The sequence below is a fragment of the Streptomyces sp. CB02414 genome, assembly GCF_001905385.1.
Lineage (GTDB): Bacteria > Actinomycetota > Actinomycetes > Streptomycetales > Streptomycetaceae > Streptomyces.
This window is the reverse complement of the sequence record NZ_LIPF01000008.1, coordinates 422,894-447,204: the sequence shown is the minus strand read 5'-3', so window position 1 is coordinate 447,204 and position 24,311 is coordinate 422,894. Positions and strand designations below refer to the sequence as shown.

Genomic DNA, 24,311 nt, shown 5'->3' with positions numbered 1-24,311 from the left:
CAACCTGTCCGGTCAACACAGCTAGGGCCTGTCCGGCGGATCAGGTCGCAGGACAGCGACGGCGCCTGATCAGTGCCGGTGAGCGGGGGCGATGGTGGCCCCTCCCGCGCGAGCGAAGCCGAGCGGGCAGTGGGGTGAGGGCGTGCCAGGCCCCGCGTCTCGGCATGATCCGCCGGACAGGCCCTGGTGCCCGACGAGCTGACGGGCCGGACGCGGCGGGCGTCCTGACAGGCCGGTAGCGCCGGCGCCCTGACGGGTCAGGCGTGCGGGGCCGTGACGGCCGTGGCGACCAGGCCGTGCCGGGCCGTCCAGCGGCCGTCGAAACCGGACAGACGCCGGCCGCCCACGGTCGGTCCCGGCACCAGGAGCGAGGCGCGCAGGGTGCCGCGGCGCGGGTCCCCCGGGTCCACGGTGATCTCGATGTCGGCCTCGGTGAAGTCCAGCCACCGCCCGGTGAGGGGGAACCACGTCTTGTAGACGGACTCCTTGGCGCTGAACAGCAGCCGGTCCCAGTGGACACCGGGGTGCTCCCGGGCCAGTAGGCGCAGCCGCTCCGCCTCCGTGGGCAGGGACACGGCGGGCAGGACGCCGTCCGGGAGCGGGCCGTCGGGTTCGGCGTCGATGCCGAGGGAGGCGAGATCGGTGACCCGGACCAGTGCGGCGGCGCAGTAGCCGTCGCAGTGGGTCATGCTGCCGGTCAGGCCCTCGGGCCAGACGGGCGCCCCGCGCTCCCCGTTCAGCACGGGCTGCGCGGGCACGCCCAGCTTCGCCATGGCCCGGCGGGCGCAGGACCGCACCACGGTGAACTCCCGGCGGCGCTTGGCGACCGCCCGCGCCACGAGCGGCTCCTCCTCCGGGAAGAGGGGCAAGTGGCCCGCGTCGTCGTCGCCGTGGGCCTCGACGGTGACGACGGTGCCGGGCAGCAGTTCCTCGATCACCGGGCCGCCTCCTGCCGGGCCGGCGAGGGCAGGATGCGGCGAAGCTCGCCCGGCGGCCCACTCCGCTTGCGCCATTCACGGGGGTAACCCACCGACACCTCCTCGAAGCGGACCCCCTCGTGCCAGGTGGTCCGGGGGATGTGCAGATGACCGTAGACCATGGTGTCGACCCGGAACCTGCGGTGCCAGTCGGCGGTCAGCCGGGTGCCGCACCACATGGCGAACTCGGGATGCCACAGGACCTCGGTGGGGTGCCGGTCCAGCGGGTAGTGGTTGACGAGGACGGCCGGCAGGCCGGCGGGGAGCTCGGCGAGCCTGCGCTCGGTCTCGGCGACGCGGGCCCGGCACCAGGCGTCCCGGCTCGGGTAGGGGTCGGGGTGCAGCAGGAACTCGTCGGTGCACACGACGCCGGTGCCCTGGGCGTAGGCCAGTCCCTCGTCCTTGGTCGCGCACCCGGCGGGCAGGAACGAGTAGTCGTACAGCAGGAAGAGCGGCGCGACCACCGCCGGGCCGCCGGGCCCGTCCCACACGGGGTAGGGGTCCTCGGGCGTCGTCACGCCCAGCTCCCGGCACACCTCGACGAGGTGCGCGTAGCGGGCGGCGCCGCGCAGGGTGACGGGGTCCTCGGGGTGGGTCCACAGTTCGTGGTTGCCGGGGACCCACACGACCCGGCGGAAGCGTTCCGCGAGGGTGCCCAGTGCCCAGCGGATGTCGGACACGGTCTCCGCCACGTCGCCGGCCACCAGGAGCCAGTCGTCGTCGGAGCCGGGGCGCATCCCCTCCACGAGTGCGCGGTTCTCCGGATACCCGATGTGCAGGTCGCTGATGGCCCACATGCGCCCCGGGCCACCGGTCGCCGACGCCATATCCACCCCTTCCGGAAGCACGTTCGACGCCACGAGATCACATCCCGCCACCGGTCACAAGCGAATCCCGCCGGGTCCGGCCAGGGGCTTCCGGCCGCCGCGCCCGGGCGCTGTGGCGTCCGAGTGGCGCACTTTGCACTCGCAGGCGTGCGTACCCCTATGATCGCCCCAACACCACCGCCCCGATTCACCCTTCGCGCAGGGCGGCTCGGTGTCCCTCCAACCCCCTGGCCGGGCACGGCCCGCTCCGCCCTGCCCGCGAACCGTGAAAGGCGGCCTGCATGGTTTCTCCCGTACGCGTCTGGCTCAACCGCACGTACGCGGAGAACGTCTTCTTCATGGATCAGCTGCGACGAAATCCCGCCGACCGGGCCGTCGAGATCCACGCCACGCACGGCGACCCGGACTCCCCCGTGCTGGCCGCCGCCGACACCGCCGACCTGGAGCCGGAGGGCCTGTCCGCGGCGGGCTACGTCGAGTTCGCGCTGGACCAGTGCGCGCGGCGCGGCATCGACGTGTTCGTCCCCCGCCTGCACCAGACGGCGATCGTCGCCCACCGCGCGGAGTTCGAGGCGGCCGGCACGGCCCTGCTGGCGCCGCCGCCCGAGGCCGTGGCGGTCTTCCAGGACAAGGTGATCGCCTACGAGGCGGTCCGGGCGGTCGGTGTGCCGGTGCCGCCGTGGTGGCGGGTGCGCACGGCCGACGAGCTGGTGGCCGCCGTCGAGGAGTTGGAGGCGCACGGCCACCAGGCGTGCTTCAAGCCGGCGTCCGGCGCGGGCGGCGTGGGCTTCCGGACCGTCACCCGGGACCCCTTCTCCCTCACGCACCTGAACGGCTTTCCGAGCCCGTACGTCCCGTTGCCCCTGGTCGTCGAGGCGCTGCGGGCGGCCGAGGAACCGGTCGACTGGCTGGTGATGCCGCGGCTGGAGGAGCCGGAGGTGTCGGTGGACTGCCTCACCGGTCCCGACGACCGCGTGCGCATGGCCGTGGGCCGCACCAAGAACGGCCGCCGCCGCGGGTTCACTCTCCAGGAGCAGTGGCTGGCCCCGGCCCGGCGGATCGCCGAGACGTTCGGGCTGCACCACCTGTCCAACGTGCAGTTCCGCATGTACGGGGACCTGCCGGTGCTGATGGACGTCAACACCCGCCCGGCCGGGGGGCTGCACCAGCTGGCGCTGTGCGGGATCAACGCGCCGTGGGCGGCGGTCCGGCTGGCCCTCGGGGACGATCCGGGCGAGGTGGCACCGCCGTTCCTGGGCCAGGACTACTCGGTGGTGTCCGGGCCGCGTCCACTGCGCCCGGTCCCCGTGCCCCACCCGCGCACGGACCTCACCGCCGCCCCGGCCCCGGCGCCCGTGAACCGCCGGGCGCCCGGCGCGCCGCGCACCACCCCGGCCGGCGCCGCCGCCCCCGACCCGGCGGCGGGCGCCCCCGCGTAGGCGCTCCGCGCGGGGACGAGCGGCCTCCAGGGTCAGGCCCCCGGGTGACCGGTCCTCAAGCGCCGGGCGACTGCCCGCAACCCACAGATGACTCGCCATAGGCACCGAGTGACCCGGCCGCAAGCACCGGAGGCCTCGCCCGCGGGCACCGAGTGACCGGCCGGCAGATGCCGGGACCCCGCGCGCAGGGCCCGACCGCCCACCACGCCGCCTCCCGCAGCCGTACGCCATCACGACGTCCGGCACCGGTCGTCGCACCCCGGCCTCCGGGGCGGCACGGTGCACCACCTCCCTCCGCATCGACACGGAGGCGGGCGGTGGGGTTCCACGACGCCGCCGCACCGGCCCGCAGGGGGGCCTGCCCCCCGCCCCCGGCGGTCCCGCTCAGAGGCGGCTGTGAGGCCCGCCCGGAACCGGCGCACCGGGGCCCCTACCGCAGGTACGCCAGGCCCGGATGGACCGCTGTGTAGCCGTCGACGAGGCGGTGGGCGACGTTGACCGAGTCGACCAGGGGGTGCAGGGCGAAGGCGCGGACCGCCGACGCGCGGGAGCCCGAGTCGGCCGCCGCCAGGACTTCCCGTTCGACCGCCTTGACGGCGCAGACCAGGCCCGTGGCGTGACCCGGCAGCGGGTCCACGGCCACCGGGTGGGCGCCGTTCGCGTCGACCAGGCACGGGACCTCGATCACGGCGTCGGCGTCGAGGGCGGACAGCGTGCCGCGGTTGCGGACGTTGAGGATCAGGGTGGCGCGCTCGTCGCGGGCGACGGCCCGCATCAGCGCCAGCGCCACCTTCTCGTAGCCGCCGGACAGGTCGTCGGCCTCGCGCTCACCGGCGCCCGCCGTCTCCCGGTTCTCGGCCATGTAGGTGGCCTCGCGTTCGTGACGGGTGCGGTCCCAGGTGGCCAGCGCGGGGGCGTCCGCGTGGCGCATCCGCTCGTAGAAGCGTGCCTGCTGATCGCGGAGGAACGCGCCGCGGGTACGGTCGGCCTCCTGGTAGGCGCGGACGGTCTCGCGGTTGAAGTAGTAGTAGTGCAGGTACTCGTTGGGGACCGCGCCGAGCGAGCGCAGCCACCCGGGGCCGAAGAGCCGGCCCTCCTCGAAGGAGCCGAGCAGCGCGGGGTCGGCGAGCAGCCGCGGGAGTTCGTCCCGGCCGGCGACACGCAGGCCGCGGACCCAGCCGAGGTGGTTGAGGCCGACGTAGTCGATGAAGGCCCGGTCCGGGTCGGCTCCCAGCACGCGGGCGATACGGCGGCCGAGCCCGACCGGCGAGTCGCAGATGCCGATGACGCGGTCGCCGAGGTGCCGGGACATGGCCTCGGTGACCAGACCGGCCGGGTTGGTGAAGTTGATGACCCAGGCGTCCGGCGCCAGCCGGGCCACGCGGCGTGCGATGTCGACGGCGACCGGGACGGTCCGCAGGCCGTAGGCGATGCCGCCGGCGCCGACCGTCTCCTGCCCGAGGACGCCCTCGGCGAGCGCCACCCGCTCGTCGTCGGCCCGCCCTTCCAGGCCGCCGACGCGGATCGCGGAGAACACGAAGCCGGCGCCGCGCAGCGCCTCGTCCAGGTCGGTGGTGGCGGTGACGGCCGGCGCGTCCGGCACCCCCGCCGCCTGCTCGGCCAGCACCCGGGTCACCGCAGACAGCCGGTCCGCGTCGAGGTCGTGCAGGACGACGTCGGTCACCCGCCCCTCGGCGCGGTCCCCGAGCAGCGCCCCGTACACGAGCGGCACCCGGAATCCGCCGCCGCCCAGAATCGTCAGCCTCACGCCCGTACCCCTCCGTCGCCGGCCCAAGTGCGTCCGGCGCCGATCATGGCACGTCCGTCCCGGCTTCCGGCCGACCCCGGCCCCCCTGTGCGGGGCCCGGCGCGGACCGTACGCTCTGCCGGAACGCCGCCCCGCCCTTCCGGAGAGGTGCCCCGCCATGACCACCGTCCCCGAGTCCCGGCCGCTCCCCCACGCCCGGCACCGTGCGCGCGGGGGTGCCCCCACCGCGGCGGGCCGGCTGCTGTCCGTGCTCGCCGCGTTCGACCACGAGCATCCGGCGCTGTGCCTGACCGACATCGGCCACCGGGCCGGGCTGAGCCTGACCACCGCGCACCGGCTGGTGGGAGCGCTGACCGAGTGGGGCGCACTGGAGCGGGACGAGTCGGGCGTCTACCACGTGGGGCTGCGGCTCTGGGAGATCGCCGCGCTCGCCCCGCGCGGTCTCGCCCTGCGGCAGGTGGCGCTGCCGTATCTCGAGGACCTGTACGAGGCGACGCACGAGAACGTGCAGCTGGCGGTGCGGGACGGTGACGAGGTCGTCTACACCGAGTGGCTGGCGGCCCGTTCGTCGGTCGGCGTGCACATCCGCGTCGGCGCCCGCTGGCCGCTGCACGCCACGGGGGTCGGCCTCGCCCTGCTCGCGCATGCCGGGACCGAGTACCAGGAGGCGTACCTCGCGGGCCCGCTGGCCTCGTTCACCCCGTACACCCTCACCGATCCGGCCCGGCTGCGCCGGGTGCTGGCCGAGGTGCGGCGCACCGGCACCGCGGTGAGCGACCGGCAGATCACGGACGACGCCCTGTCGGTGGCCGCTCCGGTGCACGGCCCGGACGGCGCGGTGACCGCCGCCGTCTCGGTCGTCGTCCCGTACGCGGGCGCGCGGGTCCCGGCGCTGGTGCCCGCCGTGCGACTGGCCGGGCGGGGGATGTCACGGGCGCTGGGGTGGCGCCCGGCGGACGCGGGAGCGGCGGGTGCCCGGGGCCTGCCGTCCGGGCAGCCGGTCGGCGAGGACCGGCTGGCGGACTGACCGCTGCCCGGGTGGAACGACCGTACGACAGCCGCGCCGGATCGACCGCGTACCGGACGCCCTGGCACCGAATATCCCTCGCACCGGTGAGGACGCGCCCCCGGCGGCCTCCCGATACTGGGACGGCCTTTGCCCCGAGGAGCCGCCCATGCCTGCCCGGTCCCCGCTCGCCCGGTACCCGTTCACCGCGCTCGCCCCCGTCGTCGCCCGGCTGCGCACGACGCACCCGTACGCCGTCGACGCGGCCGTCGCCCTGCTGGTGCTGTTCGCCGTCTCCCTGCAGTGGCTGTTCCCGGACGAGGGGGACGACCCGCTCTCCTGGCAGGGCTGGCTGCTCGGGGCGGCCACCGCGCTGCCGTTGGTGTGGCGGCGCGCGGCGCCCTTCGCGACCGCCTGTGCCGTGTCGGTGGCCACCCCCGCGCAGGCGATGCACCACGCGCCGCCGCCCGACCTGATGTACGGCGGGTTCGTCGTCCTGTACACGCTGGCCGCCCTCGGCCGGCCCTGGCAGCGGCGGCTGATGCTGGCGGGCTGGCTCGTCGGGGTGGCCGTCACCATCCGGCACAACGAGGACGCCGAACCCTTCGAGTACGCCTTCCAGTTGCTCAGCATCGTGTGCGCGTACGCCCTCGGCGTGCTCGCCCGGACGCAGCGCGCCTACACGGCCGAACTGGAGGACCGGGCCCGGCGGCTGGAGCGCGAGCGGGCCGCCGACACCGCGCGGGCCACCGCGCAGGAACGCGCCCGGATCGCCCGCGACATGCACGACATCCTGGCGCACGCGGTGAGCCTGATGGTGGTGCAGGCCGAGGCGGGTCCGGTGGTGGTGCGCAGTGATCCCGCGCGGGCGGAGGCCGCGTTCGACGCGATCGCGGGCACGGGGCGGGACGCCATGTCCCAACTGCGGCGCATTCTCGGTGTGCTGAAGGAGGCGCAGCCGGGCACCGGGCCGCGGCTGCCGCAGCCGGGCGTGGACGGGCTCCGGGGCCTGGTCCGGCAGGTCGCCGAGTCGACCGGGCTGCGCGTGGAGCTGCGCGTGACGGGCGAGCCGCGGCCGCTGCCGCCGGACACCGGGGTCGCCGCCTACCGCATCACGCAGGAGGCACTCACCAACACGGTCAAACACGCGTACGCTTCCTCCGCGACGGTCGGACTCGACTGGGGGGATGAAGAGGTGACCCTGACGGTGACGGACGACGGGCGGGGGCCGTCCCCGGCGCCCGGGGGCGGCGGGCACGGGCTGATCGGCATCCGGGAGCGGGCCGCCGCCTGCGGGGGCGACGCCGTCACCGGCGGCGGACCGGACGGCGGCTTCCGCGTCGCCGTGCGTCTGCCGGTCGCGGCCGGACGGCGGGCGGCGCTCGGGTGAGCATCCGGGTGGTCGTCGCCGACGACCAGGAGCTGGTCCGCAGCGGGTTCAGCATGATCCTTCAGGCGCAGCCCGACATCGAGGTCGTCGCCGAGGCCGGGGACGGCGCCGAGGCGGTCGCCGCGGTCGAGGCGCGGGTGCCCGACGTACTGCTCCTGGACATCCGCATGCCGGTCATGGACGGCCTGGAGGCGGCCCGGCGGGTGTGCGCGCGGTCGGCCTGCAAGGTCGTCATGCTGACCACCTTCGACCTGGACGAGTACGTGTACGAGGCTTTGTACGCGGGTGCCAGCGGCTTCCTGCTCAAGGACGTGCGCCGGGACGACCTGGTGCACGCGGTGCGGGTGGTCGCGGCCGGCGACTCGCTGCTGGCGCCGGCGGTGACGCGCCGGCTGGTCGCGGACATCGTGCGCCGCCGGCGGGAGGAGGCCGTCCCCGACGTCACCCCGCGGCGTCTGGAGGCGCTGACCGCCCGCGAGGTGGAGACGCTGCGGCTGCTGGCGCGCGGGCTGTCCAACTCCGAGATCGCGACGACCCTGTTCGTGAGCGAGCACACCGTCAAGACCCATGTGAGCAACGTGCTGGGCAAGCTCGGTCTCAGGGACCGGGTGCAGGCGGTGATCTGCGCCTACGAGTCCGGCCTGGTGGCCCCGGGCTCCCCCTGACGGGTGAGGCGGGCGCCCGTCTCCCCCGCACGGGCGAGCCGAACAAACCGCTCTTCCCGGCGATCCGGCGGCACACCGCCCGGCACGAGTCTGTCAACGATGCCGAACGACGCGTCGAAGGTCGGACGCGTCCCGTGCCGTACGACCACCGCCGGGAGGAACCGTGCTGTCCACACTCGCCCGGGCGGCGACCCGCCGCCCGCTGACCGTGATGCTCCTGTGGGGCGTGTTCCTGCTGCTCGGCTTCGGCCTCGGCACGGGCGTCTTCGGGAAGCTCTCCGACGACGTGCCCGAAGTCCCCGGCACCGAGTCGGCGGTGGCCGCCGAGTACCTGGACGGCCTCGACCCGTCCGGCGCTTCGATCACCGCCGTCGTCGAGGCCGCCGCCGTCACCGGGCCCGAGGTGCGCGCCGAGGTGGGACGGGCCGTCGCCGACCTGCGGGAGCTCGCCGGCGTCGCCGCCGTGCCCGACCCGTACGCCACGCGCGGTCTGGTCGCCGAGGACGGGCGGGCGCTGCTCGTTCCCGTCGAGTTCGAGGGCGGTCTGGGGGACGGGGCCGAGGAGGACGCGGTGGCGGCGGCGGCCGGGCGGCTGCACGGCATCGACGCGTCCGCGGTCCACGTCAGCGGCGGGCCGCTGCTCGGCGAAGAGCTCGGGGAGCGCGCCCAGGAGGACGTGAAGAACGCCGAGTTGATCTCGCTGCCGGTCGTACTGGTGCTGCTGCTGGTCGTCTTCGGCGGGCTGCGCGCGGCCGGGCTGCCGCTGCTGGTCGCGGTGGCGGGCATCGCGGGCGCCTTTCTCGGCCTGTTCGCGTTCAGCCAGTTCACCGACATCTCCGTCTACGCGATCCAGGTCACGACGATGCTGGGGCTCGGCCTCGCCGTGGACTACGCCCTGCTGATGCTGGTCCGCTTCCGCGAGGAGCGCCGGGAGGTGGCGAACGTGGTGGAGGCCGTGCACCGCACGGTCGCGGCGGCCGGGCGGACCGTGCTGTTCTCCGGGCTGACGGTGGCGGTGAGCCTGGCCGGGCTGCTGGTCTTCCCGAGCACCTTCCTGCGCAGCATGGGTCTGGCGGTGGCCGCGGTGGTGGTCGTCGACATGCTCGCCGCGCTGACCCTGCTGCCCGCGCTGCTGGCCAGGTTCGGCGGGCGGATCGCCCCGGCGAAGGTGCGGCCGGAGGGCGAGGAGGGCCGGCTCTTCGCCCGCCTGGCCCGCTTCGCCGCCCGCCGGCGCGTGGCCGTCCTGGCGGTGGCGGTCCCGGTCCTGCTGGTACTGGCGCTGCCCGTCACGGGGATGCGCGTCAACATCGGCGACGCGCGGCAACTGCCCAGCAGCACCGAGGCCCGGCAGCTGTACGACGCCGTGGAGGCGCACTTCCCGCCGGGCACGGGGGTCTCACCGGTCACCGTGGTCCTGCGGCCCGGCACCGATGCCGCGACGGCCGACCGGATCGGCGCGCTCGCGCCGGGCACCGAGCGCCGTGAGCTGCCCGGTGGCACGACCGTGCTCGAACTGCGCCCGGCCGGCACGGTCGACGGAGCCGCGGCCACCGCACTGGTCGAGCGGGTACGTGACCTGCGCGGCGACGCGCCCGTGCAGGTCACCGGCACCGCGGCCCAGTTGGTCGACTTCCGGCAGATGCTGGCCGACCGGGCGCCCTGGGCCGCGCTGACCGTGCTGGCCGGGATCTTCGTGCTGCTGTTCGCGTTCACCGGGTCGGTGCTGCTGCCGCTGCGCACGATCGCGACCACGCTGCTCAGTCTCGCCGCCGCGCTCGGCGCCGTGGTGTGGGTCTTCCAGGACGGCCATCTGGCCGGGCTGATCGGTGCGGAGGGGCTGGGCGCGCTGAGTCTGACGGCACCGCCGCTGATCATCGCGATCGCGTTCGGACTCGCCATGGACTACGAGCTGTTCATCCTGGCCCGGATGCGGGAGGCCCGGGAGCACGGCGGCGACGACCGGGAGGCCGTGGTGACCGGGCTGCGCCGCTCCGGCCGGGTGGTGACCTGTGCGGCGCTGCTCCTGGCCGTGGTCTTCGGTGCCTTCATGACGGGCGGTTTCTCCCCCATCCTGCAGATCGGGCTCGGTCTCACCCTGGCGGTGCTGATCGACGCGACGGTCGTACGGATGCTGCTGGTCCCGGCGAGCATGGCGATGCTCGGGCGGCACGCCTGGTGGGCGCCGAAGCCGCTGCGCCGGGCGCACGAGAGGTTCGGGGTGCGCGAGGAGGCCGCCGCCCCGCGGACGCCGGAGCCGGCCCACCGCTGAGCAGCGACCGCCCCGCCCCGGAGGAACGTGGGCTCCGCGCGCGCGTGGAGCCCACGTTCCCCGCGCGCGGTCAGCGCAGCTCCGCCCGGAACGCCGCCGGCGTCTGGTCCGTGTGCTGCTGGAAGAACTTCGAGAAGTTCGCCGCGTCCGGGAAGCCGACCGCCGCGCCGACCCGGCCGATCGGCATGTCCGTGTGGGCGAGGAGCCGCTTGGCCTCCAGGACGACGCGTCTGTCGATGAATCCCTTGGGCGTCTGACCGGTGGCGGCGCGCACCGCGCGGACGAGGGTGCGCCGGGAGTAACCGAGCGCGTCCGCGTAGGCGCTGACGCTGTGGTTGGTGGCGAAGCCCCGCTCGACGGCGTCGCGGAAGAGGGTGAACGTCGTGTCCCCGGACGCCGACCCCGGGCTCGCCTCCCGCGCGGAGCTGGCCGCGAGGTGCGCGAGGCGCAGCAGGAACGCGGAGAGCGTGTGGCGCAGTACGGCGGTGTGCAGGCTCAGCGGCAGGGTGGTGGCGTCCTCGTACTCGCGACGGAGCTGGTCGAGGGAGGCGGTGAGCCCGGCGAGCCGGGCCTCGTCGGGGCGGAGCAGGGGCGGCAGGTCGTAGCGGTAGAGGCCGGTGGCCTCCACGGTGGCGCGGGGCAGGAAGCCCGGCTGCATGGTCAGCACCGTTCCGCGGTACTCGCTGTCCGGCGAGAAGCGGTGGACCTGTCCGGGCCGGATCCACAGCAGCTCGCCGGCCGTCGCCTCGTACTCGGCGAAGTCGATCATGTGACGGACCGGGCCGCCGGTGAAGAGCATGACGACGTGGAAGTCGATGCGGTGCACGCGGTGCAGCGGGGCGTGCGCGTGCCAGGTGCGGCCGGCGCCCATGGGGCCCACCTGCATGCCGACGCCGAGGAGGCTGAGATCGACCGGGAAGGGGAACGTTCTGATCCCGTCGCCGCTCTTCGGGCCATCGCCGCCGTCTTGTTGGTTTTCGTCCGCCATGTCCTTCTCGTGCCGTCCCGCCCGTGCGCCCGCGCGCCGGGGCGTGTCCCAGTTTCACCAAAGGCTGGCACACCACGACCTTCACTCTCAAAAGTCAGACTTTTAAGTTTGAACACGTCAGACCAGCTACCCAGCTCCGATCGAGGATTTCTTGAAGATGAGCACGCACACAGTGGACAGCGCGGACCGCTTCGAATGGACCGAACTCGACCGGCGTGCCGTCGACACCGCCCGCGTTCTGGCGGCCGACGCGGTGCAGAAGGTCGGCAACGGCCACCCCGGCACGGCGATGGCCCTTGCTCCGGCCGCGTACACGATCTTTCAGAAGGTGATGCGGCACGACCCGGCCGACCCGGAGTGGACCGGCCGTGACCGCTTCGTCCTCTCCCCCGGCCACACCTCGCTGACCCTCTACACCCAGCTCTACCTCGCCGGGTACGAGCTGGAGCTGGACGACCTGAAGGCCTTCCGCACGCACGGCTCGAAGACGCCCGGCCACCCCGAGTACGGGCACACGGCGGGCGTGGAGACGACGACCGGCCCGCTCGGCCAGGGCGTCGCCAACGCGGTCGGCATGGCGATGGCCGCGCGCTACGAGCGCGGCCTCTTCGACCCCGGCGCCCCGGCCGGCGAGTCCCCCTTCGACCACACCGTCTGGGCGATCGTCTCCGACGGCGACCTCCAGGAAGGCGTCTCCGCCGAGGCGTCGTCCCTCGCCGGACACCAGAGGCTCGGCAACCTCGTCTTCCTCTACGACGACAACCACATCTCCATCGAGGGCGACACCGCGACCGCGTTCTCCGAGGACGTGCTGAAGCGGTACGAGGCCTACGGCTGGCACGTGCAGCGTGTGGAGCCAGCCGAGAACGGCGACGTCGACGTGCACGCCCTGTACGCGGCCCTGACGGCGGCGAAGGCGGAGACCGGCCGCCCCTCCATCATCGCCATGCGCACGATCATCGCCTGGCCCGCCCCGAACGCCCGGAACACCGAGGCCTCCCACGGCTCCGCCCTCGGCGAGGACGAGGTCGCCGCCACCAAGCGCGTCCTCGGCCTCGACCCCGAGAAGTCCTTCGAGGTCGCCGACGACGTCCTCGCCCACACCCGCCGGGCCCTGGACCGGGGCGCGGAGGCGCACGCCGCCTGGGACAAGCGGATCGCCACGTGGCGGGGCGAGCGGCCCGAGCACGCGGCGCTGTTCGACCGCGTGGTCGCGGGCCGGCTCCCGGAGGGATGGGAGGACGCCCTGCCGGTGTTCGAGACCGGCAAGGCGGTCGCCACCCGCGCCGCCTCCGGCAAGATCCTCCAGGCGCTCGGCCCGGTACTGCCGGAGCTGTGGGGCGGCTCGGCCGACCTGGCCGGCTCGAACAACACGACGATCGACAAGACCTCCTCCTTCCTCCCCGAGGGCAACCCGCTGCCGGAGGCCGACCCGTACGGGCGCACCGTGCACTTCGGCATCCGCGAGTTCTCGATGGCCGCGGAGATGAACGGCATCGCCCTGCACGGCAACACCCGGATCTACGGCGGCACCTTCCTGGTGTTCTCCGACTACATGCGCAACGCCGTACGCATGTCGGCGCTGATGCAGCTCCCGGTGACGTACGTGTGGACGCACGACTCCGTCGGCCTGGGCGAGGACGGTCCGACCCACCAGCCGGTCGAGCACCTGGCCTCGCTGCGCGCCATCCCCGGCCTGAACGTGGTCCGCCCGGCCGACGCAAACGAGACCGCGATCGCCTGGGCGGAGATCCTCAAGCGGCACTCCACCCACCCGGCCCCGCACGGTCTGGCCCTCACCCGGCAGGGCGTGCCGACGTACGAGCCGAACCCGGACGCGGCGCGCGGCGGCTACGTCCTCGCCGAGGCCTCTACGGGCGGCCCGGAGGTGATCCTGATCGCCACCGGTTCCGAGGTCCAGCTCGCCGTGGCCGCGCGGGAGGCACTGGAGGCCGAGGGCACGCCCGCACGGGTGGTGTCGATGCCGTCCGTGGAGTGGTTCGAGGAGCAGACCCGCGAGTACCGGGAGAGCGTCCTGCCGCCGTCGGTGCGGGCCCGGGTGGCCGTGGAGGCCGGGACCGGCCTGACCTGGTACCGCTTCGTGGGCGACGCGGGCCGCATCGTCTCGCTGGAGCACTTCGGCGCCTCCGCCGACGCCAAGACCCTCTTCACCGAGTTCGGCTTCACCGCCGAGCACGTGGCCGCCGCCGCCAGGGAGTCCCTGGCCGCCGCACGCGGCTGAGCCGGACGCACGCAGTACGCACACGCAGAAAGAGAAGATGATCACTGTGACCGAAGCAACCGCGCCCGCAGGAGCACTGCGACGCCTGTCCGAGGCGGGCGTCTCCATCTGGCTGGACGACCTGTCGCGGCGGCGGATCGAGTCCGGCAACCTCGCCGAACTGATCGGGACGGAGCACGTCGTCGGCGTCACCACCAACCCGTCGATCTTCCAGGCCGCCATCGGCTCCGGCGAGGGGTACGAGGAGCAGCTCGCCGACCTGGCGACCCGGGGCGTCACCGTCGACGAGGCCGTCCGCATGATGACCACCGCCGACGTCCGCGCCGCCGCCGACGTGCTGCGCCCGGTGTACGAGGCGACCGGCGGCCGGGACGGACGGGTCTCCATCGAGGTCGACCCGCGCCTCGCCCACGACACCCGGGCCACGGTCGCCGAGGCGCGCCAGCTGGCCTGGCTGGTCGACCGCCCGAACGTGATGATCAAGATCCCGGCGACGAAGGCCGACCTCCCCGCGATCACCGAGGTCATCGGCGCCGGCATCAGCGTCAACGTCACGCTGATCTTCTCGCTGGAGCGCTACCGCGAGGTCATGGACGCCTACCTCGCCGGTCTGGAGAAGGCGCAGGCGGCCGGGCTGGACCTGGTCGGCATCCACTCCGTGGCCTCCTTCTTCGTCTCCCGCGTCGACAGCGAGATCGACAAGCGGCTGACGGTGCTGGGCACGGACGAGGCCCTGGCGCTGAAGGGGAAGGCGGCGCTGGCCAACGCGCGGCTGGCCTACGAGGCGTACGAGAACGTCTTCGCCGGTGACCGTTTCACCGCGCTGGCCGGGGCCCGCGCCAACGCCCAGCGTCCCCTGTGGGCGTCGACCGGGGTGAAGGACCCGGCATTCCGGGACACCCTGTACGTGGAGGAGCTGGTCGCCCCCGGCACCGTGAACACGATGCCGGAGGCCACCCTGCGCGCCGCCGCCGACCACGGCGACGTGCGGGGCGACACGGTCACCGGCGGTTACGCCCAGGCCCGGGCGGACCTCGCGGCCGTGGAGCGGCTCGGCATCTCGTACGACGAGGTGGTGGAGCAGCTGGAGCAGGAGGGCGTGGCCAAGTTCGAGGTGGCCTGGCAGGACCTGCTGGACGTCGTGACGAAGTCCCTCGACAGCAAGGGAGTTGACGGGGAATGAGCGAGGACCTTCCCGCCGAGACGGTCGGCGAGACCAAGGCGACGAAGGAGGCCAAGGAGGCCGGGACCGCCCGGGAGGCGGCGGGCCCGCTGCACGCCCAGGAGGCCGAGGAGTCCCGCGCGGCCGGGGAGCCGAAGGCGGCCAGGGCGCCCGGGGCCGGCCGGGGCCGGAAGAAGACCGGGGCCGCCGGTGCCGCGAAGGGCGCCAAGGCGGCGGAGGCGGACGAGAAGCCCGTCGAGCCGGTCGCGCCCCTCGACTGGAGCAACCCCCTGCGCGATCCCCAGGACCGCCGCCTCCCCCGGATCGCGGGCCCGTCCGGACTGGTCATCTTCGGCGTCACCGGCGACCTCTCCCGCCGCAAGCTGATGCCGGCCGTGTACGACCTGGCCAACCGCGGCCTGCTGCCGCCGGGCTTCTCCCTGGTCGGCTTCGCCCGCCGCGACTGGGAGAACCAGGACTTCGCTCAGGTCGTGCACGACGCGGTCAAGGAGCACGCGCGCACGCCGTTCCGCGAGGAGGTCTGGCAGCAGCTCGCCGAGGGCATGCGCTTCATCCCCGGCGACTTCGACGACGACGAGGCGTTCGAGCAGCTGCGCAAGGCCGTCGAGGAGCTGGACACCTCGCGCGGGACCAGCGGCAACTACGCCTTCTATCTGTCGGTGCCGCCGAAGTTCTTCCCGAAGGTCGTCCAGCAGCTCAAGAAGCACGGGCTGACCGACGCCCCGGACGGCTCCTGGCGCCGCGCGGTGATCGAGAAGCCGTTCGGGCACGACCTGGGCAGCGCCCGTGAGCTGAACGCGCTGGTGCACGAGGTGTTCGACCCGGAGCAGGTCTTCCGGATCGACCACTACCTGGGCAAGGAGACCGTCCAGAACATCCTGGCGCTGCGCTTCGCCAACCAGATGTACGAGCCGATCTGGAACCGGTCCTACGTGGACCACGTGCAGATCACCATGGCCGAGGACATCGGCATCGGCGGCCGGGCCGGCTACTACGACGGCATCGGCGCCGCCCGCGACGTCATCCAGAACCACCTCCTCCAGCTCCTCGCGCTCACCGCGATGGAGGAACCCGCCTCCTTCGACGCGCCGTCGCTGCTCACCGAGAAGCTGAAGGTGCTCAGGGCCGTGCGGCTGCCGGACGACCTCGGCGAGCACACCGTGCGCGGGCAGTACGAGGGCGGCTGGCAGGGCGGCGCGCAGGTGCCCGGCTACCTGGAGGAGGAGGGCATCGACCCGGCCTCCGCCACCGACACCTACGCGGCGATCAAGCTGGGCATCGACAACCGGCGCTGGGCGGGCGTCCCCTTCTACCTGCGGACCGGCAAGCGCCTCGGCCGCCGGGTGACGGAGATCGCGGTCGTCTTCCAGCGGGCCCCGCACTCCCCCTTCGACTCCACGGCGACGGAGGAGCTGGGCGAGAACGCGATCGTCATCCGCGTCCAGCCCGACGAGGGCATGACGGTCAGGTTCGGCTCGAAGGTACCGGGCACGTCGATGGAGATCCGGGACGTGTCCATGGACTTCGCGTACGGCGAGTCCTTCACGGAGTCCAGCCCGGAGGCGTACGAACGGCTGATCCTGGACGTCCTCCTGGGCGACGCGAACCTGTTCCCCCGTCACCAGGAAGTGGAAGAGTCCTGGCGGATCCTCGACCCGATCGAGGAGTACTGGGGCACGCACGGCAAGCCCGCGCAGTACGCCTCGGGCGGCTGGGGACCGCGGGAAGCCGACGAGATGCTCGCACGAGACGGACGGAGCTGGCGCAGGCCATGAGGATCGACCTGACCGACACCACGGCAAGCAAGATCAACAAGGCGCTGGTCCAGGGGCGCCGCGCCATCGGCACGCCGGCCGTGGGCATGGTGCTCACGCTGGTGATCGTCACGGACGAGGAGAACGCCTACGACTCGATCAAGGCGGCCGAGGAGGCCTCGCACGAGCATCCCTCGCGCACCCTGGTCGTGATCAAGCGGCACCCGCGCAACCTGCGCGACCGCACCCGCTCGCACCTCGACGCCGAGGTCCGGGTGGGCTCGGAGGCGGGCACCGGCGAGACGGTGGTGCTGCGGATGTACGGCGAGGTCTCCGAGCACGCCGACTCGGTCGTGCTGCCGCTGCTGCTGCCGGACGCCCCGGTCGTCGTGTGGTGGCCGGTGGACGCGCCCGACGACCCCGCGGGGGACCCGCTGGGCGCGCTGGCCAAGCGCCGCATCACCGACCTGTACGCGGTGGAGCGCCCGATGGAGACCCTGGAGCGCCGGGTCCGCACCTATGCTCCGGGCGACACCGACCTGGCCTGGACCCGGCTGACGCTGTGGCGTTCCATGCTGGCCGCCGCCCTGGACCAGGCCCGGGTGCCGGTGACCTCGGCGACCGTGGAGGCCGAGGCGGACAACCCGGCGGCCGAGCTGCTGGCCCGCTGGCTGGAAGCGCGGCTGCACGTCACGGTCGACCGTGTGATCACCGACGGCCCGGTCGTCACGGCCGTCCGTCTCGGGACCGCGAACGGGGAGATCGTCATCGACCGGCCCGAGGGGCCGATCGCCACGATGACCCTGCCCGACCAGCCTCCGCGCTCGCTCGCGCTGAAGGTCCGTTCGACCGCCGAACTCATCGCCGAGGAGCTGCGGCGCCTCGACGCGGACGATATGTACGCCATCGCCCTGCGCGGCGAGGCCGGCAAGGAGACGCCTGCCCATGTCTGACACCGACACTCCGAAGCTCGACCGGCGTCCCGAGTGGACCGCGCTGGCGGACCACCGCAAGGACGCGCTGCCGCGCCCGGACCTGCGCGAGCTGTTCGCCGACGACCCCGGGCGGGCCGAGCGGTACGTCGTGCGCGTCGGCGACCTGCGCATCGACTACTCCAAGAACCTGGTCACCGACGAGACGCTGGCCCTGCTGCGGGAACTGGCCGCCGCGACCGGCGTGTTCGAACTGCGCGACGCCATGTTCCGCGGCGAGCGGATCAACATCACCGAGGACCGGGCGGTCCTGCACACCGCGCTGCGCGCCCCGCGGGACGCGGTGATCGAGGTCGACGGTGAGAACGTCGTCCCCAAGGTGCACGCCGTCCTGGACAAGATGGCCGGCTTCGCCGACCGGGTCCGCTCCGGCGAGTGGACCGGCCACACCGGCAAGCGCATCAAGAACGTGGTCAACATCGGCATCGGCGGCTCCGACCTCGGTCCGGCGATGGCGTACGAGGCGCTGCGCGCGTTCACCGACCGCTCCCTCACCTTCCGGTTCGTGTCGAACGTGGACGGCGCCGACCTGCACGAGGCGGTGCGGGACCTGGACCCGGCCGAGACGCTGTTCATCGTGGCGTCCAAGACGTTCACGACGATCGAGACGATCACGAACGCGACCTCGGCCCGCTCCTGGCTGCTGGCCGGCCTCGGGGGCGAGGAGAAGGCGGTCGCCCAGCACTTCGTCGCCCTGTCGACGAACGCCGAGAAGGTCGCGGACTTCGGCATCGACACGGCCAACATGTTCGAGTTCTGGGACTGGGTCGGCGGCCGCTACTCGTACGACTCGGCGATCGGTCTCTCCCTGATGATCGCCATCGGCCCGGACCGCTTCCGGGAGATGCTCGACGGCTTCCGCATCGTCGACGAGCACTTCCAGAACGCCGAGGCCCCGGCCAACGCCCCGCTGATCCTGGGCCTGCTGGGCGTCTGGTACGGCAACTTGATGGGCGCCCAGTCGCACGCCGTGCTGCCGTACAGCCACTACCTGTCGAAGTTCACGGCCTACCTCCAGCAGCTGGACATGGAGTCCAACGGCAAGTCGGTCGACCGCGAGGGGCGGCCGGTTCAGTGGCAGACCGGGCCGGTGGTCTGGGGCACGCCGGGGACGAACGGGCAGCACGCCTACTACCAGCTGATCCACCAGGGCACCAAGCTGATCCCGGCCGACCTGATCGGCTTCGCCCGGCCCGTCGCCGAGCTGAGCGACGAGCTGAAGGCCCAGCACGACCTGCTGATGGCCAACCTGTTCGCCCAGGGGCAGGCGCTGGCCTTCGGCAAGACCTCCGACGAGGTCCGCGCGGAGGGTGTGCCCGAGGAGCAGGTGCCGCACCGCACCTTCCAGGGCAACCACCCGACCACCACCGTCCTGGCCACCGAGCTGACGCCCTCCGTCCTCGGCCAGCTGATCGCGCTGTACGAGCACAAGGTGTTCGTCCAGGGCGCCGTCTGGAACATCGACTCCTTCGACCAGTGGGGCGTCGAGCTCGGCAAGGTCCTCGCCAAGCGCGTCGAGCCCGCCCTGACCGAGGGCGCGGACGTGCCCGGCCTCGATCCGTCCACGGCCGCGCTGGTGGCCGCCTACCGTGAACTGAAGGAAGTGCACTGACATGCAGATCGGTCTTGTGGGTCTCGGCAAGATGGGCGGCAACATGCGCGAGCGCCTGCGCAACGCCGGCCACACGGTCGTCGGATACGACACCGACCCGGAGAAGGCCGACGTGGGCAGCCTCGTCGACCTCGTCGAGCAGCTGGAGCGGCCGCGCGCGGTCTGGGTGATGGTGCCGGCCGGCGCCGCCACCCAGGGCGTCATCGACCAGTTGGCGACCCTGCTGCGGCACGGCGACACCGTCATCGACGGCGGCAACTCCCGCTGGACGGACGACGAGAAGCACGCCGAGGAGCTGGCCAAGCACGGCATCAACTTCGTCGACGCCGGCGTCTCGGGCGGCGTGTGGGGCCTGAAGAACGGCTACGCGCTGATGGTCGGCGGCGAGAAGGAGACCGTCGACGACCTCAAGCCCATCTTCGACGCGCTCAAGCCCGAGGGCCCCTACGGCTACGTCCACGCGGGCAAGGTCGGCGCCGGGCACTTCTCCAAGATGGTCCACAACGGCATCGAGTACGCCATGATGCAGGCCTACGCCGAGGGCTGGGAACTGCTGGAGAAGGTCGACTCCGTGGACAACGTCCGCGAGGTCTTCCGGTCCTGGCAGGAGGGCACGGTCATCCGCTCCTGGCTCCTCGACCTGGCCGTCAACGCCCTCGACGAGGACCACCACCTGGACAACCTGCGCGGCTACGCGGAGGACTCGGGCGAGGGGCGCTGGACCGTCGAGGCGGCCATCGACAACGCGGTGCCGCTGCCCGCGATCACCGCCTCGCTGTTCGCGCGGTTCGCGTCCCGGCAGGACGACTCTCCGCAGATGAAGATGATCGCCGCGCTGCGCAACCAGTTCGGCGGCCACGCGGTGGAGGCGGCCAAGAAGTAGGCGTTCTCCGGGCGCCCACCGGGGCGGTCCGGAAAGCGCGTTGACGTGATCGGCCGGTTCGGGTCAGAGTCCATCCCTGATGGAGATCAACGACCTGACACCGGCCGAGACGCGCGTCTGGCGGGCGTTCGCCACGGGCGCCCTCGTGGACTTCCGCGCGGCCGACGACGAGGACCCCGCCGACGGCGGCACCTGGGGCGCCGGACGCACCGTCCGCGCCCACGTGCTGAGGGCGCTGCTCCTGGACGGTCCGCGTGCGGACGGCGAGGTGCCCGCGCTCAATCTGGCAGGAGTGCGCGTCACCGGCGCACTGGAACTCCAGTACGCGACGGTCGACCACCCGGTGCGGTTGCGCCACTGCCACTTCGAGGACGTGCCGCGCCTGTACGGAGCGCGGTTGCGCGAGGTGAACCTGAGCGAGTCCGTGCTGCCCGGGCTGATCTCGCACGCCGTCCGGGTGGAGGGCGTGCTGCGGCTGACCCGCGCCCGGTTCTCCGGGATGGTGAGGCTCGGGGGCGCGGAGGTCACCGGGAGCCTGTACCTGGAGAGCGCCCGGAACGACGCGCCGGACAGCGAGGGGCCGGTGCTCCAGCTCAACCAGGCGGTGCTCGGCGCCGACCTGTGGGCACCGGGCCTCGTGGCGCGCGGCGAGGTGCGGCTCGACGGCGCCCGGGTGGCCGGGACCGTCAATCTGACCGACGCGGTGCTCGACCGGCCGGGCGGCACCGCGCTGAAGGCGGAGACGCTGGCGGCCGAATCCGACGTGCTGATGCGGAACGCCGAGGTGCGGGGCCGGCTGGAGCTGCGCGGCGCGCGCATACCCGGCCGGCTGGACCTGTCGCACGCGCGCCTGGCCAACCCGGGCGGTACCGCGCTGCGGGCCAGCAGTTGCGTCATCGGTGAACTGTGGCTGCGGCAGGGTCCGGTGGTGGAGGGCGTCCTCAATCTGCGCCGCACCCAGGTGGACGTGCTGTTCCTGGAACCGGAGGTCGTGCCGGACTGGGTCCAGCTCAACGACCTCACGTACACGTCGCTCATCCCGCACGAGCCGGCCGAGCGGCGGCTGCCGATGCTGGAGAAGGGCGACAGTTATCTGCCCTTCATCTACGAGCAGTTGACCGCCTCCTACCGCAGGATCGGCGACGACGACGCGGCCCGCAGGGTCCAGCTCGCCAAGCAGCGGCGGCACCGGCGCACCCTGCCCTGGTACGGCCGGCTCTGGGGGCATCTCCAGGACGTCACGGTCGGGTACGGTTTCCGGCCGCTGCGCGCGGGCGGCTGGCTGCTGTCCCTGCTGGCCGTCGGATCGGTCGCGTACGCGCTGCACCACCCGCCGCCGCTCAAGCCCGCCGAGTCCCCCGACTTCGACCCGGTCTTCTACACCCTGGACCTGCTGCTGCCGGTCATCTCCTTCGGGCAGGAGAACGCCTTCGCCCCGCAGGGCGGCTATCAGACACTGTCCTACGTCCTGATCATCACGGGCTGGATCCTGGCCACGACGGTGATCGCGGGCCTGACCCGCACCGTCAGCCGCCAGTGAACCCGCGTACCGCGTGCTGCGCCGCCAGCCGGACCGGGGCGTTCGCCGCGCCGTAGCCCCGGTAGCCGCCGTCGCGCTGGACGAGTTCGAAGAAGACCCGGCCGACGGTGTGCGTGTAGCAGTGCCGGAAGGTGCCGTGCGCGTCGCGGTCGTAGAGGATGCCCAGCTCCCGGTACGTCTCCAGCTCCCCGTCGGCGAACTCGAAACGGGCGGCGAGGTCGTCGTAGTAGTTGGCGGGGATCGGCAGCGGGGTGCCTCCGGCCGCCCGGTAGCGGCGGGCGGCGGCGACCACGTCGTCGGTGGCCAGGGCGATGTGCTGGGCGTGCGCGGTGTCGTCCGTGGGTGCCGGACCGACGGTCAGGACGATGCGGACCGCGCCGTCGTCCGTGCTGACGGCGCGGCTGCGCAGCAGCCCGTAGGGGTCGGCGACGTCCACGCTCTCCTGCGGGCGCAGCCCGAGCACGGCGCGGTGGAAGAGCGCCGCCTCGTCGAACTGGTGCCAGGGCTGGGTGAGGGAGAGGTGGTCGACGCGCCGGGGTTCGCCGTCGTGGGAGAGGTGTGCGACGTCCTCGAAGTCGGCACGCCAGTCGGGCAGTCCGGGGCGTCCGGTCGCGCAGAAGAACAGCTCCGTGCCGTCGGGCGCGGCGACCGCCTCCAGGGCCGCGTCCCCGGGCGCGCGGCGGCGCGGCAGCACCGGGGCGAGCAGGGCCTCGGCGCGGCGGGCCGCGCCGGCGGGGTCGGGCGACTCCAGGCCGACGGCGGCCAGCCGGGTGCCGTCGCGGCGTTCGGCCGGGCCGGTGTTGACCAGGACGCGGGCGTCGCCGTGCTGCCACAGGTCGACGGGCTTGCCCCGGTGCCGTGCGGTCCGGGTGAAGCCCAGGGCGCCCAGTACGGCGGAGACCGGGGCGGCGTCGGGCGTGACCAGTTCGGCGAAGGCGATCCCGGTGGGCGGGGCGGGCGCGGGCGGGGCCGCGAGGCCGACGGTCTCCTGGAGGGTCAGCAGGGAGCGCCGGGCGTCCACGGCCGTCGGACCGGCCTCGGACTGCCGGAAGACGTCGTTGAAGACCTCCAGGGAGAGCGGGCCGTCGTACCCGGCGCGCAGCACGTGCCGCACCAGCCCGGCCACGTCGAAGCCGCCCTGGCCGGGGAAGCAGCGGTAGTGGCGGCTCCACTGGAGGACGTCCATGGCGAGCAGCGGCGCGTCGGCGAGCTGGAGGAAGAAGATCTTCTCGCCGGGGATGTCCTCGATGCCCTTGGGGTCGCTGCCCCGGGAGAGGATGTGGAAGCTGTCCAGGCAGGTACCGAGCGCGCGGTGCCCGGCGCTCTTCACCACCTGCCAGGCGTGGTCGTAGGTGCTGATGTGCCGGCCCCAGGCGAGCGCCTCGTAGGCGACGCGGATGCCGTGGTCCTCGGCCAGACCGGAGAGGCGGCTCAGCTGCTCGGCGGCGAGGGCGTCGTCGTCCAGGGCGTGCGGGGAGACGCTGGAGCAGACCAGGACGGTGTCCGCGCCGAGCCTGCCCATCAGCTCGAACTTGTGCCGGGCCCGGCGCAGGACGCGGGCGAACTCCTCCTCGGGCAGCGCCTCGATGTCCCGCATGGGCTGGTAGAGGTCGATCGAGAGGCCGAGGTCGGCGCAGCGGGCGCGGATCTCCTCGGGGGTCAGGGGGCTGGCCAGCAGGTCGTTCTCGAAGATCTCCACGCCGTCGAACCCGGCCCGGGAGGCGGCGGTCAGCTTCTCGGTGAGCGAGCCGCTGAGGGAGACGGTGGCGATGGACGTCCGCACGTCGGTACCTCTTCCTACTTCGGGGCGCCGACCACGCCGGCCAGGTCGGCGATGTCGGCGAGCATCCGCACCGCGTCGGGTTCCCGCCCGGTGAACAGGCGGAACGCGTCGGCCGCCTGGAAGACGGCCATGCCGCCCCCGTCGAGGGTGGCGCAGCCCAGCGCGCGGGCGGTGCGCAGCAGCTCGGTCTCCAGCGGGCGGTAGACGACCTCGGCGACCCACAGTCCGGGGTGGAGCAGCGCGGCGGGCAGGGGCAGGCCGGGGTGGGCGGCCATGCCGGTGGGGGTGGCGTGCACGATGCCGTCGGCGGTGGTCAGCAGCGCGGGCAGCCGGTCCGGGGTGGCGTGGGCGGCGCGTCCCTCGCCGAAGTGCCCCTCGAGCTGGGCGGCGAGGGCGGCGGCCCGGTCGGGCAGCGCGTCCACGACGGTGACCTGTCCGGCGCCCAGGGTGAGCGTGGCGTGGGCGACCGCCGCGCCCGCGCCGCCGGCACCGAGCTGCACGACCCGCTCCAGCGGCGCGTCGGGCAGGCCCCGGGCGAAGGACGCGGCGAAGCCGGTGACGTCGGTGTTGTGACCGGTCGCCCGGCCGGTGTCGTCGAAGACGACCGTGTTGACCGCGCCGAGCGCCTCGGCCGGCGGGGCGAGCGCGTCCAGGTGCTCGATGACGAGCTGCTTGCACGGGTGGGTGATGTTCAGCCCGTCGAAGTCGAGGTCCCGGGCCGCGCGCAGCAGGTCGCCCACCGCCTCGGGCGGCACCCCGAGGGTGTCGATGTCGATCAGCCGGTACAGGTAGCGCAGACCCTGCCGGCCGGCCTCGCGCTGGTGCAGTGCCGGGCTGAGCGACGGGCCGATGCCGGAGCCGATCAGCCCGACGAGATACGAGTCCTTGGCCACCGGGGACCTCCTGAGCGGCTCGGGTCCGTGCCCGAGCAACCAATGTACGAACCAGTACGTTAGTCATAGTCATAGCAGGAGGCCGGGGCGGAGGGGAAGG

At 73.4% G+C, this 24,311-nt stretch carries 18 protein-coding genes; 12 read left to right on the top strand and 6 right to left on the bottom strand.

All coding sequences use genetic code 11. The features are described from left to right. Positions 1 to 257: 257 nt before the first annotated feature. Both AMK11_RS27165 and AMK11_RS27160 read right to left on the bottom strand, forming a co-directional pair. The gene (locus tag AMK11_RS27165; RefSeq protein ID WP_073730685.1) at positions 258 to 938 is read right to left on the bottom strand and encodes a 4'-phosphopantetheinyl transferase family protein; all 681 of its coding nucleotides are present in this window, start codon (positions 936 to 938) and stop codon (positions 258 to 260) included. Next, positions 935 to 1,804: a metallophosphoesterase family protein gene (locus AMK11_RS27160; protein ID WP_073730684.1), complete on the bottom strand. Its 870-nt coding sequence runs from the start codon at positions 1,802 to 1,804 to the stop codon at positions 935 to 937. The genes AMK11_RS27165 and AMK11_RS27160 overlap by 4 nt, the downstream gene beginning before the upstream one ends. A 281-nt stretch (positions 1,805 to 2,085) precedes the next feature. Between AMK11_RS27160 and AMK11_RS27155 the strand changes: the two genes are divergently transcribed. Further along, the gene (locus AMK11_RS27155; protein ID WP_073730683.1) at positions 2,086 to 3,243 is read left to right on the top strand and encodes an ATP-grasp domain-containing protein; all 1,158 of its coding nucleotides are present in this window, start codon (positions 2,086 to 2,088) and stop codon (positions 3,241 to 3,243) included. A gap of 430 nt (positions 3,244 to 3,673) precedes the next feature. Here the strand turns inward: AMK11_RS27155 and AMK11_RS27150 are convergent, their stop codons facing one another. Next, positions 3,674 to 5,011: a 6-phospho-beta-glucosidase gene (locus AMK11_RS27150; protein WP_073730682.1), complete on the bottom strand. Its 1,338-nt coding sequence runs from the start codon at positions 5,009 to 5,011 to the stop codon at positions 3,674 to 3,676. Between the two features lie 157 nt (positions 5,012 to 5,168). Here AMK11_RS27150 and AMK11_RS27145 point away from each other — a divergent pair, with 157 nt between their 5' ends. The 4 genes from AMK11_RS27145 to AMK11_RS27130 all read left to right on the top strand — a co-directional run bounded on the left by AMK11_RS27145 (position 5,169) and on the right by AMK11_RS27130 (position 10,341). After that, the gene (locus tag AMK11_RS27145) at positions 5,169 to 6,038 is read left to right on the top strand and encodes an IclR family transcriptional regulator (protein WP_079187718.1); all 870 of its coding nucleotides are present in this window, start codon (positions 5,169 to 5,171) and stop codon (positions 6,036 to 6,038) included. Between the two features lie 148 nt (positions 6,039 to 6,186). After that, the gene (locus tag AMK11_RS27140; protein WP_073730681.1) at positions 6,187 to 7,407 is read left to right on the top strand and encodes a sensor histidine kinase; all 1,221 of its coding nucleotides are present in this window, start codon (positions 6,187 to 6,189) and stop codon (positions 7,405 to 7,407) included. Beyond that, entirely contained in the window at positions 7,404 to 8,072 is a 669-nt protein-coding gene (locus AMK11_RS27135) for a response regulator (protein ID WP_073730680.1), read from the top strand. The genes AMK11_RS27140 and AMK11_RS27135 overlap by 4 nt, the downstream gene beginning before the upstream one ends. Before the next feature lie 163 nt (positions 8,073 to 8,235). After that, positions 8,236 to 10,341 carry an MMPL family transporter gene (locus AMK11_RS27130; RefSeq protein ID WP_073730679.1) on the top strand — a complete coding sequence of 702 codons (2,106 nt, stop codon included), beginning with the start codon at positions 8,236 to 8,238 and terminating at the stop codon, positions 10,339 to 10,341. Positions 10,342 to 10,411: 70 nt separating this feature from the next. Here the strand turns inward: AMK11_RS27130 and AMK11_RS27125 are convergent, their stop codons facing one another. Then, on the bottom strand, positions 10,412 to 11,329 hold the full coding sequence (locus tag AMK11_RS27125; RefSeq protein ID WP_073730678.1) for a helix-turn-helix transcriptional regulator: 918 nt from the start codon (positions 11,327 to 11,329) through the stop codon (positions 10,412 to 10,414). Between the two features lie 157 nt (positions 11,330 to 11,486). On the opposite strand from AMK11_RS27125, the gene tkt reads away from it, so the two are divergent. The 7 genes from tkt to AMK11_RS27090 all read left to right on the top strand — a co-directional run bounded on the left by tkt (position 11,487) and on the right by AMK11_RS27090 (position 21,535). Beyond that, positions 11,487 to 13,571 (top strand): transketolase, encoded by a 2,085-nt coding sequence (tkt, locus tag AMK11_RS27120; protein ID WP_073730677.1) that lies wholly within the window; start codon positions 11,487 to 11,489, stop codon positions 13,569 to 13,571. 37 nt (positions 13,572 to 13,608) lie between these two features. Next, positions 13,609 to 14,754 carry a transaldolase gene (gene tal, locus AMK11_RS27115; protein WP_073730676.1) on the top strand — a complete coding sequence of 382 codons (1,146 nt, stop codon included), beginning with the start codon at positions 13,609 to 13,611 and terminating at the stop codon, positions 14,752 to 14,754. After that, positions 14,751 to 16,529: a glucose-6-phosphate dehydrogenase gene (zwf, locus tag AMK11_RS27110; protein WP_073730675.1), complete on the top strand. Its 1,779-nt coding sequence runs from the start codon at positions 14,751 to 14,753 to the stop codon at positions 16,527 to 16,529. Before tal ends, zwf begins: the two co-directional genes overlap by 4 nt. Continuing rightward, the gene (gene opcA, locus AMK11_RS27105) at positions 16,526 to 17,461 is read left to right on the top strand and encodes a glucose-6-phosphate dehydrogenase assembly protein OpcA (RefSeq protein ID WP_073730674.1); all 936 of its coding nucleotides are present in this window, start codon (positions 16,526 to 16,528) and stop codon (positions 17,459 to 17,461) included. Before zwf ends, opcA begins: the two co-directional genes overlap by 4 nt. Beyond that, entirely contained in the window at positions 17,454 to 19,112 is a 1,659-nt protein-coding gene (pgi, locus tag AMK11_RS27100; RefSeq protein WP_073730673.1) for a glucose-6-phosphate isomerase, read from the top strand. The genes opcA and pgi overlap by 8 nt, the downstream gene beginning before the upstream one ends. A gap of 1 nt (position 19,113) precedes the next feature. Continuing rightward, positions 19,114 to 19,995, top strand: a complete 882-nt coding sequence (gene gnd, locus AMK11_RS27095; RefSeq protein ID WP_073730672.1) for a phosphogluconate dehydrogenase (NAD(+)-dependent, decarboxylating) — start codon at positions 19,114 to 19,116, stop codon at positions 19,993 to 19,995. Between the two features lie 79 nt (positions 19,996 to 20,074). Then, positions 20,075 to 21,535 (top strand): membrane-associated oxidoreductase, encoded by a 1,461-nt coding sequence (locus AMK11_RS27090; protein ID WP_073730671.1) that lies wholly within the window; start codon positions 20,075 to 20,077, stop codon positions 21,533 to 21,535. Here AMK11_RS27090 and AMK11_RS27085 read toward each other — a convergent pair. Then, positions 21,522 to 23,318 (bottom strand): bifunctional sugar phosphate isomerase/epimerase/4-hydroxyphenylpyruvate dioxygenase family protein, encoded by a 1,797-nt coding sequence (locus AMK11_RS27085; protein WP_073730670.1) that lies wholly within the window; start codon positions 23,316 to 23,318, stop codon positions 21,522 to 21,524. The two genes, AMK11_RS27090 and AMK11_RS27085, sit on opposite strands and share 14 nt — an antisense overlap. Positions 23,319 to 23,332: 14 nt before the next feature. Beyond that, on the bottom strand, positions 23,333 to 24,211 hold the full coding sequence (locus AMK11_RS27080) for a shikimate dehydrogenase (protein ID WP_073730669.1): 879 nt from the start codon (positions 24,209 to 24,211) through the stop codon (positions 23,333 to 23,335). Positions 24,212 to 24,311 lie beyond the last annotated feature (100 nt).